Below are 13,073 nucleotides of genomic sequence, written 5' to 3' on the forward strand. Positions count from 1 at the left end.
GCCTTCGTGTCGCGTCGCCCGCGAAAGCCGAGGAAGTCGGTGTACGTTCGACGAAAGACCTTCTGGGTCGCGGCCATATGGGCCGTGACCGCCGCCACGACCGCCGCGCAAACCGGGTCCCGGAGCCCCTCCGTTCCGGCACACGCACAGGCTCCGATGTCACCCCCGACGTCGCCGGTCGCCGTCGACGAACACGTGGTCGTCACCGGCACCGCTCCGGTGGCTCCGGTTTCGGTCGCCGTCGATCCTCGACAGCCGCGTCAGCCGATGCCGGCGCATGATGGCGCCGACTATCTCGACACGGTGGCCGGGTTCTCGACAGTCCGCAAGGGCGGTTCGGCCGGCGATCCCGTGTTCCGCGGCATGGCGGGCTCGCGCGTGTCGATTCTCGTGGACGACGCGTTGCTGCTCGGCGGGTGTTCCTCCAGGATGGATACGCCGACGGCGTACGTGTTCCCCGAGACCTTCGATCGCATCACCATCGTCAAGGGACCGCAGACCGTGAAGTACGGGGCGCCCGGCTCTGCGGCGACGGTACGCTTCGAGCGGGAGAGAACGCCCCTGTCTGCGCCGGGCTGGCTTGGTCAGGCCAGCGTGCTCGGAGGGAGCTGGGGCCGGAACGATCAGGTGGCAGACATCCGGGCGGGCACACCACGCTTCTACGTTCGCGCGGCCGGCAGCCGGTCGGCGATGGACGACTACAGCGGCGGCGGCGGAGAACCCGTTCACTCGCACTACCTGCGATGGAACGCCGATGTGGCCGCAGGCTGGACACCCGACGCGCGCACGCTGCTCGAAGTGAGTGCGGCGGGTAGCGATGGACGGGCAGCGTATGCCGACCGGGGCGTCGACGGATCGAAGTTCCTGCGCCAGGGCGTGGGCGTCCGCGGCGAGCGACAGCGGCCCGGCGCAGCCCTCGATCGCATCGAGGCGTCGGCCGCGTACAACTACATCGACCACGTGATGGACAACTACACGCTCCGACCGTTCGTGCCGACGGACATGGCGCCCGGCGGGTCGGCGATGAACCCCGATCGCACGACCTGGGGTGGCCGCGTCAACACGCGGTGGCTGGGCGTGCGTACGACCTGGGAGGTGGGCACGGACCTCCAGGTCAACACGCACTCGAACCGGTCGACGATGCGGCAGGACGTCACACCGTACGACAGTCTCCCGCGCGTCTCCGACGCCCGTTTCACATCAGCGGGAGCCTTCGTGGAAGGCAACCTCCAGGCGCGTCCAACGACAATGGCCGCGTTCGGCGCTCGCGTCGACCGCGCGACCGGTGAAGACCGTCGCGAGCGTCTCACTCTCGGGATGATGGGCCCCATGCTGGACAATCCGACTGCCGGCCTGCGGCGCACCGACACGCTCCCCAGTGCCTTCGGGCGCATCGAGCAGCGACTCGGCACGCTGCCCATCACGGCGTTTGTCGGGCTCGGACACGTCCAGCGCTTTCCCGACTACTGGGAACTCGTCACGCGCGAGTCGATGACTTCGCTCTCGGCCTTCGACATCGAGCCGGAGCGCACCACGCAGGTCGATGCCGGCGTGCAACTCCGGCGCGGACGAACGTCGGCCTGGATTTCGACGTTCGTCAATCGCGTTGATGACTTCATCCTGATCCAGTCAGGCGTCACCAAGGCCACGGCGACGATGTCCATGGGGCAGCCCATGGGGACGGGCACGGCGGCATCGAGCGTCAGGACGACGACCGTGGCGCGCAACATCGAGGCGCGAACGCGCGGGCTCGAGGCCGGGATGACGCACACGCTGGGCCGGCTGACAACGGACGCGTCGATGGCAGCGGTTCGTGGCGACAACCGCACCGATGGCCTCCCGCTCGCGCAGACGCCACCGCTCGACGGACGCGTCAGCCTCGCATGGACGGGCGAACGCCTGTCGATCGGCGGACTCGTGCGCGCCATGGCGGCGCAGCGGCGCGTGGCGCGGGGTCAGGGAACGATCGTCGGCCAGGACATCACCGCGACGCCCGCGTTCGCTGTTGTCTCGGTCAATGCGGGCTGGCGGTTGACGTCGGCCGTAGCGCTTGCAGCGGGAGTGGACAACGCGCTCGATGCGAGCTACGCCGAGCACATCAGCCGGCAGGGAGCGTCGGTACCCGGCTTCGCGCTCCAGACGCGACAGATCCGCGAGCCGGGACGGACGTGGTGGGTGCGACTGAGCGTTCGGAAGTAGCCGACGCGGCGCCGTTCAGCGCGGCATCGGGAACTTCGCCAACTTGCGTTGCAGCGAGCGGCGGTGCAAGCCGAGCACGCGTGCGGCCTCCGATACGTTCCCGTCGCATTCGGTGAGCACGCGGTTGATGTGTTCCCACTCGAGCCGCGCCAACGACATCGGCTTCACGCCGGTGCCGGCATCGTCGTCCAATCCGGTGTCCGTCCCGCCGCCACCGAGCGCCGCGACGACGTCTGCGATCTCGACGGGCTTGGTCAGGTACGACCTTGCTCCGCGGCGCACGGCCTCGACTGCCGTGGCGATGCTCCCATAGCCGGTCAGGACCACTACGACGACCTCTGGACTCCGAGTCCGCAACTCGTCGATGAAGTCGAGCGTCCACACGTTGCCGAGCCGCAGGTCCAGGAGGATGGACGACGGCTGGCATGTGACCAGGGCCTCACGAGCCCCGTCGAGAGTCCCGGCTTCGATGACGTCCATGCCGCGGTCGCGCAGCGCGCGCACGAGGCGTCCGCGAAACGGCTCATCGTCTTCCACGACCAGCGTCGGTGTCCCCGAGCGTCCGGCATCGTTCATGACGCGAACTCCCGCGGGACGACGATCTCCACTTCGGTGCCGGTGCCGGCGACGGAACGGATGTCGAGACGGCCACCGATCATCTCGAGCGTCTGCTTCACGACGAAGAGACCGAGGCCGCGGCCCTGTCCGGGTTTGGTGGTGAAGAATGGCTCGCACGCACGGGCCTGCTCGTCGGCACGCATGCCTCGTCCGCTGTCACGTACCACGAGCGATATGCGGTCACCAACAGCACGACCCGCGATCGTTACGCGACCGTCGTCGGGCGACGCGTCGAACGCATTGCGCACGACGTTGAGGATGGCGCGTGCCAGGCCCTCCACCGGCCAGTATCCGTCGAGACCTGGCGGCACCGCCACGTCGACGCGCGACCGGCGTTCGGCCGGCAGGCCCGCGAGCGCATCGGCGAGCACCGCATCGAGGGTCGTGGTGTGCAGGGCACTGCCGGCAGCCTGTCCCGCACGCCCGGCGAGGTCGTCGAGCAGTCCCCGACAGCGCCGCCCCTCGGACGAAATCAGCCGGAGATCGGCGACCACCGACGCAAGATCGGGAGGCGTTCGTTCGAGATCGCGCTCCAACTCACTCGCCGTGAGGACGATCGTCCCGAGTGGTGTGGCGAGCTCGTGTGCCGCATCGGCGGCCAGCGTCGCCAGGCGCGCCAGCGACGCACTCTCGGCCAGTCGCGCTTCGAGGGCGCGCACGTCGCGGTCGCGTTCCGCGACCGCCGTCGCCAGGCGCGTGACGAACACCGTGACAAGCGCTGCGGTACCGGCGAACGCCCAGAACATGCCCTGGAAGTGCTGAGCGACTTCCGGGTGCATGGCCATCGCGGCCCGCAGTTCCGGCGCGGTGGACACAAACAGCGTGCCATACGCGACCGTCGCGACAACGGCCGCGAGCGCGGCGATGCGCGCGCCGTGGACGAACGCGGCCTGCGTGATGAGCACGAGAAAGTAGATGCTGACGGGATTCAGCGGACCACCGGCAGCCAGCAGGACGACGGCCAGGCCGACCACGTCGACGAGAATCAAGCCGGCCGGCAGGTCGAGACGTCCCGGGCCGCGAGCGCTGCCGCGGCTGGCCCACCACACGTTGCTCGCCAGTGTGACCGCGACGACCAGGCCGACGATCCACCAGCGCACGGAGACGTCGAGGACGAGCGTGGCCATCAGCCCGGCCCCGATCTGCGCGAACGCCGTTGCCCAGCGCGCCGTCGTCAGCCACGGCAGGCCAACGCCCGGAGCGACAGGAGACGTGCGCGAGATCATGCCCACCATTGTCGTCCACTCGCCAGGCAACGACGCCGCCCATGCTGCGGGCTTTCCGTCCGACGCGCGCCGCGGATGGCGCCAGTCAGCGACTGGACGGGCTCTGTCCGGAATCCATCAAAACGGGAAGCGATCACCGCGCCGCGGCCCGGCGGTGCGCGCTTGGCGCGCATCCGACGAGTCGATGGAAGGCCGTCGCGAAGCTCTGCGACGACCCGAATCCCAGGTCGTAGGCGATGCGGGTCACCGACGCTGTCGTGTCGGCAAGACGGCGCTTGGCCTCGTCGATGCGCAACCCGAGGAAGTACTCGGCTGGTCCCGTGCCCGTGACGTCGCGGAAGCGAGCGGTGAAGTGCGAGACCGACAACCCCGCGACGCGAGCGAAGTCCGGCACCTGCCAGTTTCGGTCGAGTTGCGTCCGCATCCTGTGCAGCACCGGGTCCAGCCACTCGTCCGCCCCCCGAATGCGACGACGGCCCGAGGCCCTGACAAGGTCCAGCAGCAGCGCGACGAGCGCGCATCGTCGTGCGATGACGTCGAGCGCGTCTGTGCGACGCGTCCCCGTGAGCAGGGCATCGAGTGCCGCATGGCAGCCGCGCGGCGCACGGAAGTGGCGGGCCGGCAACGTGAGCAGCGCGCGCGTGAGTACTGTCGAATCGGTTGGCGGCAGACCGAGGAAGCGACCGCGTCCCGCGGCGGGTGCCAGGATCAACCAGTACAGGACGCCCCGGTTCTCGGGGTCTGGACCCGTACTGTGCCACTCGCCAGGCATGGTGACCAGCACCTCGCCGCCCTGCAGGTCGTAGCGGCGGCCACTCATCTCATAGCCCTGACGTCCCCTGTGGAGATAGCAGATCTCGATCATCCCGCGATGCCGGTGCGGCGGCAGGGGGGTATGCGGCGTCCGGTATCGATACCGCCCGAGCACGCGGGCGCCCGGCAGGCCCAGGCCGGCGAGATCGCGGATCTCACGCTCCGGCGTCGTCTCCAGATCGAGGGTCGTCATGTGTGAAATCGTCTGACCGCACATCCTGCGAAGTCAAATGCGTATCCGTGCGGCAGCATGTGCCGCATCATGTCCTACGACGCGCGCTTCCTCGAGACGTTCAACGCGCTGGCCACCCGGTTCGAAGAGGAACAGCGCGCGCCCCTCGCCACGGCGGCCGGCTGGATGGCCGATGCGGTGGCCGACGACCGCCTGATCTATCTCTTCGGCGGCGGCGGCCATACGTGCCTCGTCATGCAGGAGCTCTTCTGGCGTGCCGGCGGCCTCGCCAATCTCTGCCCGATGATCGACTTCTCGATCCATCCGGTGACACCCGCGTACATGTATCTGTCGCACGAACGGATGCACGGCGTGGGCGACGCGCTGGTGGACTACTACGGCCTGGGCGAGGGCGACCTCCTGCTGTGTTTCCACAGCTACGGATTCAACCCGCCGACCATCGACTGCGCGCTGCGCGCGAAAGAGAAGGGCGCACGCGTCGTGGGGATCTCGTCGAGTGAATGGGATCGGTGTACGCCGCGGGACTTTCCCCTGCGGCATCGAAGCGGCAAGCACCTCTTCGACGTCGCCGACGTCGCCATCGAGGACTACGTGCCCTTCGGCGACACGGTGATCCAGATCGAGGGCTTCCCGCAGCCGATCAGCGGGATCTCGAGCACCATCGACTTCTACATCGCGCACCGTCTCGAGATCGAGTGCGTCAAGGCGTGCGTGGCGCGGGGTATCTCGCCGCCGGTCTGGCGCAGTGCGAACGTGGCAGGCGGCGATGCCTGCAACGCCGCGCTGCGCGCCAGGTACAACCCGCGCGTCAAGTTCCTGTAACGCACCGGAGGATCACGTCGTGGCCGTCCAGGAAACCGGCGTCAGCTACTACGGCATCTCGTATCCCGAGCACGCGGGGCGCGACTTCGAGGAGATGAAGGCGCATCACTGCACCGCGGTGCTGCTCGCGCTCACGGAGTTCGACATCTTCTTCTGGACGCACAACATCCCGCGGATCGTGGACGAGGCAAAGAAGGCCGGGCTCACCGTGTACCTGAACACGTGGGGCATCGGCAAGTTCTTCGGGGGCGAAGCGCCGAGCCGCTTCCTGCAGGAGTGCCACCCGCACGACCGGCAGTGGACCGCGGTGACGGGCGAGCCACTGGCCGCGGCCTCGCCCTCGTCGCCGGCATTCCGCGAGTACGTCTGGGAGATCGTGGACCGCCTGGCGCGCGACTGCGACGCCGACGGCTTCTTCTGGGACGAGCCGCACTACGCCATGCCCATCGATCCCGTCGGCTATCAGAGCACCGCGGACTGGTCGTGCCGAAGCCCTCTCACGCAGGAGATCTTCCGGCGCAGATACGGGTACGAGATGCCGAAGACCCTCACCGAGACCGTCAGGCGCTTCCGTCACGACCAGGCCAACGAACTGCTGTCGGAGGCGGGGCGCATCGCCAAGGCGCGCAATCCCCGCCTGCGCATCACGCAGTGCAGCCTGCCGGCGGAGAACAACTACTACGTCTCGTACCAGCGTGGCTTCGACGACTGGGAACGCATCGCCGCGAACCCGCTGTACGACATCTTCTCCACGTCGATCGTGGTGAGCTACGACGTGTCGCTCGACGTACACCGACGGCTCGCAGAGAAGACCGTCAGCCTCGCACGGCGGCACGGCAAGGTGCCGCAGCGCTGGATCATGAGCTACTTCGACAGCCCGCGTCCCGTCACCGTGATCAAGGACATCGCGCGCTGTTACGCCGAGGCCGGCATCGAGTCGATCTTCTCGTGGACGTATCGTGCCGGCAAGGGCACGTTCCTCGAAGCCCCCGACCCCGATCTCGCCTGGGCCACGCTTGGCGAGGCCTTCGCCGAGGTGAGACGATGACCGGCCCGGCCCGATTCGATCGACGCACCTGGCTCACGCACGCGTCCACGCTGCTCGCAGCCGGCTTGGCCGCGCCGCTCACCGCTCAGGGTGCGCCCCTGACGGTGCGCGACGAAGGCGAGAACGGACTGACAGTTCGAGAGGGTGAGGCACTCGTCCTGCGGTACCACTACGCGACGGTGCCCGTACCCGAGTCCCTGCGTCGCGGGCTCGGCGCACGCGAGGCCGAGAGCATGCGCCGGTACGGCCATCCGCGCAGCGACTACATCCACCCGCTGTACGGCCTCGATGGCATCGCGATGACCGACGACTGGTCGAAGGACCACCCGCATCATCGCGGCATCTACTGGGCCTGGCCCGAAGTGACGTACAAGGGCGACCTGGGTGACCTGCACGCGTTGCAACGCGTGTTCGCGCGGCCCACCGGTCGATTCACCATGACGACGGGCGACGCCGTTGCGACCATCGAGGCCGAGAACGAGTGGCGCTGGGACGATGTGACGCCGATCGTGCGGGAGCATGCGCGACTCGACGTACACCGCCGTGGAGCGCACGGCAGGTTCATCGATCTGCAGTTCACGTTCGCGGCGCTGGCCGAGAGCGTCACCATCGCGCGACGCGGCACCAACGCCTACGGCGGGTTGAACACGCGACTCGCACCGGTGAGCGACCTGCGTCTGTCGCATCACGCCGACGATCCCGGCACACCCGTGCGCATGGCCTGGCAGACGGCTGCGGGCAGGTGGCGTGGGGCGTCAGCCCCTGCGTCGCTCACGATCTTCGAACGTGCCGACAACCCGGGCTATCCCGGCGACTACATCCAGTTCCCGGATTTGCCGTGGCTGCAGCCCACGTTTCCTGCCGCAGGGACGCGCTATCCGCTCGAACGCGACACACCGCTGGTGCTGCGGTACCGGCTGTGGGTGCGCGCGGGCGATTCGCCGCTGGATGCCGAGTACCGGACGCAATGGCTCGCGTTCCAGAAAGGGTGAGCCCTTCATGAAGACGACCTCTACCACCTCGCGACGCCAGTTCCTCCAGTCATCAGCCGCCGTCGTGGCGGCGCCATACATCGTTCCCGCGTCAGCGCTGGGACGCGGACAGGCGCCACCGCCGAGCGACAGGATCAATCTGGGCATCATCGGCGTCAACGGCATGGGCACCTCGAACCTGCGCAACTGCGCGATCCATCCCGACGTGCAGGTGACCGCCGTTTGCGACGTCTGGCAGAAGCGGGTCGATGCGATCCTTGCGACACATCCGTCGGCGCGCGGGTACCGTGACCATCGCGAGTTGCTGGCGCGCAGCGACGTGGACGCCGTGATCGTCGCATCGCCGCCGCACTGGCACACGCTGATGGCCATCCATGCCCTCGAGGCGGGCAAGGACGTCTATCTGCAGAAGCCGATGACGCTGTACCCGGACGAGACGCTCGCCGTCCGCAACGCCGTCAGGCGGCACAAGCGCGTCTGCCAGATCGGCACGCAGATCCACGCGAGCGACAACTATCGACGCGTGGTGGAGCGGATTCGCTCCGGACAACTCGGACCGATCGGCGTGGTGCGTACGCTGAACGTGCTGAACCAGGGGCCGGATGGCATCGGGACGGCACCGGTCGGGCCCGCGCCGGCCGATCTCGACTGGGACCGCTGGCTGGGTCCAGGACCGGCGATCCCCTACAACGCCCTGCTGGCCGCCGACAGCTACAACCACTGCTCGTTCTTTGCCTACTCCGGCGGCTGGACGCCCGGAATGGCGCCGCACATCATCGACCTGCCCGTGTGGGCGCTCGACCTCGGCGTCCCGCTCGTGACCACGTGTTCGGGCGGACGCTACATGGTCGGCGGCGACGGCGACGCGCCAGACGTGCAGGAAGTGGTCTGGCAGTATCCGAAGCTGACCATGACCTGGACGATGAGCATGTGCAACAGCTTCGCGTTCGACTTCGGACGCGGCGTGCCCGATCGACGGCTCGGCATCTACTTCCACGGCCTGCGCGGGACGCTCTTCAGCAATTACACGAAGCACGAGGTCGTTGGCGAGGGCGATCTCCTGCGTGATGGAGCGCCGCCGCCGGAGTCGATTCCACCGTCGCCCGGCCACGAGCGCGAGTGGCTCGACTGCGTGAAGTCACGAGCCACGCCGAGTTGCAGTCCGGACTACCACTACAGGGTGGACCTCGCGCTCACGCTGGCCAACCTGTCGTATCGTCTGGGCCGCTCGGTGCGATTCGACCCGCGCACCGAACGGATCGTGGGCGATCCGGAAGCCGCACGACTGGCGCGTCCCGAGTACCGCGCGCCGTGGACGTTCCCGGCGCAGTATCTGTAAGCCGATGTCGACCGTTTCGAGTCAGGCGCCCCGATTCGGCGTCCTGGTGCACGGCGCGGGCTGGGTCGCCGGCCAGCACCTGGCGGCGTGTGCCGCCCATGCCCTCACGCGCGTGGTCGCGGTGTCGAGCCGTACCGTCGACAGCGCGCGGCAGCGGGTCGCGGCGGCCGGCCTCGACGATGTGCCCTGCTATGCCGACCTGTCCCGCGCGCTGGCGCATCCCGGCGTGGACATCGTCTGTATCTGCACGCCGCAGCATCTGCACGCCGAGAACGTCGTGGCGGCTGCCCGTGCCGGCAAGCATCTCGTCATCGAGAAGCCGGTGGCCAACAGTCTCGCCGACATGCGCCGGATGCAGCGGGCCGTGCGCGACGCCGGAGTGCGAACGGTGGTCAGCTTCGTGCTGCGATGGAACCCGCTCTTCCGCGAGATGAAGCGACGCATGCACGCGGGGGTGATAGGGCGGCCGTACTACGTCGAAGCCGACTACCTCAGTCACAACGGCAGCTGGTGGTCCGGGTGGGACGACGCGCGCACAGTGGAGGGCGGCGTCAGCGCCATGCTCGTCGGCGGCTGTCATGCCGTGGACGCTCTCAGGTGGTTCGCGTCCGACGGCGAGTTCACTGCCGCAAGGCCTGTCGAGGTGTTCGCGGTGCGTGGCGGGTATCGGAAGGGCACGACGCGCGAGTACAGCCCCGTGACGCACACATGGTCGGACGATGCGCCGTCGATGGAGTACGACGGACTCGAAGTGGCGCTGGTGACGTTCGACAACGGCGTCGTCGGCAAGATCAGCGTGAACGCCGACTGCATCATGCCGTATCGGTTCCCTGTTCGCGTGTTCGGCGACCGCGGCACGTTCCTCGACAATCGCGTGTGGTCGCCCGGCACGCCCCCTGCGCCCGGGTGGGAGCCCCTCTCAGGTACTCCCCCCGACTCGAGCGACGTGAGCCATCATCCGTTTCGGGCACAACTCGATCACTTCGTCGAGTGCCTCACGCAGGGCGTCGACTCCCACTGCAACCTCGACGATGCCGCACTGACGCACGAAGTCGTGTTCGCGGCGCAGGCGTGTTACCGCGATGCGCAACCGGTGCGTCTGGCCTCGCTGAGGTGACACATGGCCCGTGGCCTCCTGAACCACGCGCACGCAACGGGTGGCGCGATAGGATTGCGCGCATGACGGTGCTGATTCGATGGATGGTCGCGTGTGTCGTCGTGAGCCCGCTTGCCTGCGTGTCCGCGTGGGCGCAATCGCCCGATCGCCCGTTCGGCACGCTGCGTGAGCAGGCGGTCCTGCAGCAGCAGTGGCTCCAGGCGCGGCTCGACACGTTCCTGCCGGGACTCCTGCGCAAGCACGGCATCGACATGTGGGTGGTGTCGATGCGCGAGTACAACGAAGATCCGGTCTTCAAGGCGATCGTCGGCCCGGAGACGTTCGCCGCGCGGCGCCGCACCATCTACGTCTTCTTCGACAGGTGCGCCGCCACCAACGCACCGCCCGCGCCGGCGTGCGTGGAACGCATCGCGCTCGGCGGATCGTCGCAGGGCGGCGTCTTCCAGGCACGCCGATCGACGACGAAGGCCGCCGGCGACGTGGGGCGCGGCGTCCAGGCCGAGTTGTGGGGCGACCAGCAATGGCAGGTGCTCGCGCGCGTGATCGAGGAGCGGCAGCCGCGCGTCATCGGCATCAACAGATCGACGGTGTTCGCCTTCGCCGACGGCCTGTCGAGCGGCGAGTTGCAGGGGATGTCCGCCGCGCTCGGCAGCACGTGGACGACACGATTGCGCGACGCCGGGGGATTGCCCGTCGAATTGCTGGCGGTACGACTTCCCGAGGAAGAGGCGTTCTTCGAGCGAATGCAGGTACTCGTCTGGTCGCTCACGCAGGAGATGTTCTCGTCGAAGACCATCACGCCCGGCACGACGCGCACGAGCGATCTCGTCTGGTGGTGGCGGCAGCGTGTGAACGACCTCGGCCTCGGCACGTGGTTCCAGCCGAGCGTCAGTGTCCAGCGCAAGGGCGCGTCGGCCGCGCAGCTCGGCGCCGATCCCGTGATCGAGCGGGGCGACGTCCTGCATTGCGACGTGGGCATCACGTCCGCGCGCCTCAACACCGACACGCAGCACAACGCGTACGTCTTGCGTGCCGGAGAGACGGCCGCACCAGCGGGTCTCGTCCGTGCACTCGCCAATGGCAACGCCATGCAGAACATCCTCATGGAGGAGATTCGCCCGGGCCGCACCGGCAACGAGATCCTCTCGAGCGCCCGGCAGCGGATGCAGCAGCGCGGCATCGACGGCACGTTCTACGCACACGCCATCGGCCTGCACGGTCATGGCGCCGGTCCGCTCATCGGCCTCTGGGACTACCAGGACGGCGTCCCCGGCAATGGCGACGCGCGCGTCATTCCGTCCATGTGGTACTCGATCGAGTTGCAGGCGACGACGCCGGTCGCGGAGTGGGACGGTCAACCGGTGCGCATGGCACTCGAAGAGGACGCCATCATCGATGCGAGCGGCCGGATCCGTTGGGCCCTGCGTCGCCAGGACGCGCTCTTCCTCGTGCACTGAGCATCGCGACTGCCTGGCCAGTCCGAACGTGTGCGGCGCGATCAACGCGCCTCAGGACTACGGCTCGAGCTCGTAGACGCGGAATCGCCCGTCGCGGTGGAGTTCCCGGAGCGGCAGGTCACGGTCGATGACCAGCACGTCGAGATCGAACCGGCGGGCGAGGTCGCGGGCCTCGACGGCATCGAGGTCCGAGAAGTCGCCGATGGCGTCGATGCGGGCCTGGACGCGCGTGGCCACGTCGCGATCGTACAGGGACACCGCCGCGTCCTTCACACCCTCGACGAGGACATCGCGCCGCGCCGTCAACCGCATGCTGTGGCCGAACTTCCAGTCGTGGTCGGGATCGGCGAGCACGTACGTGTCCACCGGCGTGCGGGCGGCGATCCAGCCGCCGATGCGCACCCACGCGGTGTCCTCGAGCCGGGCCTGCACGAACGACCGCTCGGGATGCTCGACGAGCATGATGTAGGTGCCGCGCGCCGCGGATGCGACAAGCAGCGTCACCGCCACCGCGGCCGGCCGCCAGCCGGCCATCGCGGACGGCCCCCCGAACGGGCTTCCCACAGGCCTCCCGGGGGCGGCCGTGGCGCCTCGCCCTCCCTCGGCTACGAACCACGTCACAGCGAGGACGGCAAACAGGTCGAGCACCCAGAAGATCCGCGACGTCTGCAACTGGACGGCGAGCGCGAGTCTGCCCGCAATCAGCGGCAGCGACGCGAGGAACAGCGCGGTGAGCGCGACGGTCCCGGCCGCCATGCCCGTTTCCCAGCGCGCGGCGATGCCTATCCGCCGCCGCCACGCAACGACGCCAACGATGACGACGGGCAGGAGGAGGTTGACAAGCCACGCCGACGCCGGCCATGCGGTCGGGAAGACGTAGTCCTTGGCGGCAAACGGCCGCACCCATGCGGCGTCCATGACCCGCAGGCCCTCTGCCAGGGGCGTGAGCCACAGCGCGGCGACGGCCGCCAGGCCTGCGGCCGTCCCTGCTGCCATCAAGCGCGCGCGGTAGCGCGGCAGCAGGACGAGTGCCGCCGTCGACAGCCACACCGCCCACCACAACCCCGTCGTCGGATGCAGCACCATGGCCAGCGCGACGAGCGCGCAGGCCGCACCGAGTCGCTCGCGCGCCCACGCCGCCGCGGCGGCGACGCAGCGCACGCCGGCCAGGTGCCAGTCCGGCCGGCCGGCGGCGAAGCGGTCTTCGACGACCCAGTCGAGGTACGGCTCGGCGGGCACCGGCCAGGCA

The 13,073-nt window shown here is 68.7% G+C and carries 11 protein-coding genes; 7 read left to right on the forward strand and 4 right to left on the reverse strand.

All coding sequences use genetic code 11. The features are described from left to right. Positions 1-156: 156 nt before the first annotated feature. Positions 157-2,199 (forward strand): TonB-dependent copper receptor, encoded by a 2,043-nt coding sequence (locus IT182_18825; protein MCC6165404.1) that lies wholly within the window; start codon positions 157-159, stop codon positions 2,197-2,199. Between the two features lie 15 nt (positions 2,200-2,214). On the opposite strand, the gene IT182_18830 is transcribed toward IT182_18825, so the two are convergent. The 3 genes from IT182_18830 to IT182_18840 all read right to left on the reverse strand — a co-directional run bounded on the left by IT182_18830 (position 2,215) and on the right by IT182_18840 (position 5,049). After that, complete coding sequence (locus IT182_18830) at positions 2,215-2,775, reverse strand: response regulator (protein ID MCC6165405.1); 561 nt, start codon at positions 2,773-2,775, stop codon at positions 2,215-2,217. Beyond that, entirely contained in the window at positions 2,772-4,043 is a 1,272-nt protein-coding gene (locus tag IT182_18835) for a HAMP domain-containing histidine kinase (GenBank protein ID MCC6165406.1), read from the reverse strand. Before IT182_18835 ends, IT182_18830 begins: the two co-directional genes overlap by 4 nt. A 133-nt stretch (positions 4,044-4,176) precedes the next feature. After that, on the reverse strand, positions 4,177-5,049 hold the full coding sequence (locus tag IT182_18840; protein MCC6165407.1) for a helix-turn-helix transcriptional regulator: 873 nt from the start codon (positions 5,047-5,049) through the stop codon (positions 4,177-4,179). Positions 5,050-5,118: 69 nt separating this feature from the next. On the opposite strand from IT182_18840, the gene IT182_18845 reads away from it, so the two are divergent. The 6 genes from IT182_18845 (at position 5,119) to IT182_18870 (ending at position 11,824) form a co-directional block, all read left to right on the forward strand. Further along, a complete protein-coding gene (locus IT182_18845) occupies positions 5,119-5,871 on the forward strand; it encodes a sugar isomerase domain-containing protein (protein MCC6165408.1) in 753 nt (250 codons plus the stop codon). 19 nt (positions 5,872-5,890) lie between these two features. Next, positions 5,891-6,919 carry a hypothetical protein gene (locus IT182_18850; GenBank protein MCC6165409.1) on the forward strand — a complete coding sequence of 343 codons (1,029 nt, stop codon included), beginning with the start codon at positions 5,891-5,893 and terminating at the stop codon, positions 6,917-6,919. Continuing rightward, entirely contained in the window at positions 6,916-7,911 is a 996-nt protein-coding gene (locus IT182_18855) for a PmoA family protein (GenBank protein MCC6165410.1), read from the forward strand. Before IT182_18850 ends, IT182_18855 begins: the two co-directional genes overlap by 4 nt. A gap of 7 nt (positions 7,912-7,918) precedes the next feature. Next, complete coding sequence (locus tag IT182_18860; GenBank protein MCC6165411.1) at positions 7,919-9,250, forward strand: Gfo/Idh/MocA family oxidoreductase; 1,332 nt, start codon at positions 7,919-7,921, stop codon at positions 9,248-9,250. Positions 9,251-9,254: 4 nt separating this feature from the next. Next, positions 9,255-10,367, forward strand: a complete 1,113-nt coding sequence (locus tag IT182_18865) for a Gfo/Idh/MocA family oxidoreductase (protein ID MCC6165412.1) — start codon at positions 9,255-9,257, stop codon at positions 10,365-10,367. A 62-nt stretch (positions 10,368-10,429) separates the two neighbouring features. Next, positions 10,430-11,824 carry an aminopeptidase P family protein gene (locus IT182_18870; GenBank protein ID MCC6165413.1) on the forward strand — a complete coding sequence of 465 codons (1,395 nt, stop codon included), beginning with the start codon at positions 10,430-10,432 and terminating at the stop codon, positions 11,822-11,824. Between the two features lie 57 nt (positions 11,825-11,881). Here the strand turns inward: IT182_18870 and IT182_18875 are convergent. Then, the coding region (locus IT182_18875) for a hypothetical protein (GenBank protein MCC6165414.1) at positions 11,882-13,073 on the reverse strand (1,192 nt) is incomplete at its 5' end.

This window comes from Acidobacteriota bacterium (assembly GCA_020845575.1).
In the GTDB taxonomy this organism is placed as follows: domain Bacteria; phylum Acidobacteriota; class Vicinamibacteria; order Vicinamibacterales; family Vicinamibacteraceae; genus Luteitalea.

Bases quoted from the DNA above. Each gene is read 5' to 3' on its own strand.
- IT182_18825 (MCC6165404.1), top strand. From the start codon at position 157: ATGTCACCCCCGACGTCGCCGGTCGCCGTCGACGAACACGTGGTCGTC.
- IT182_18870 (MCC6165413.1), top strand. From the start codon at position 10,430: ATGACGGTGCTGATTCGATGGATGGTCGCGTGTGTCGTCGTGAGCCCG.
- IT182_18860 (MCC6165411.1), top strand. From the start codon at position 7,919: ATGAAGACGACCTCTACCACCTCGCGACGCCAGTTCCTCCAGTCATCA.
- IT182_18830 (MCC6165405.1), bottom strand. From the start codon at position 2,775: ATGAACGATGCCGGACGCTCGGGGACACCGACGCTGGTCGTGGAAGAC.
- IT182_18855 (MCC6165410.1), top strand. From the start codon at position 6,916: ATGACCGGCCCGGCCCGATTCGATCGACGCACCTGGCTCACGCACGCG.
- IT182_18840 (MCC6165407.1), bottom strand. From the start codon at position 5,049: ATGACGACCCTCGATCTGGAGACGACGCCGGAGCGTGAGATCCGCGAT.
- IT182_18845 (MCC6165408.1), top strand. From the start codon at position 5,119: ATGTCCTACGACGCGCGCTTCCTCGAGACGTTCAACGCGCTGGCCACC.
- IT182_18835 (MCC6165406.1), bottom strand. From the start codon at position 4,043: ATGATCTCGCGCACGTCTCCTGTCGCTCCGGGCGTTGGCCTGCCGTGG.
- IT182_18865 (MCC6165412.1), top strand. From the start codon at position 9,255: ATGTCGACCGTTTCGAGTCAGGCGCCCCGATTCGGCGTCCTGGTGCAC.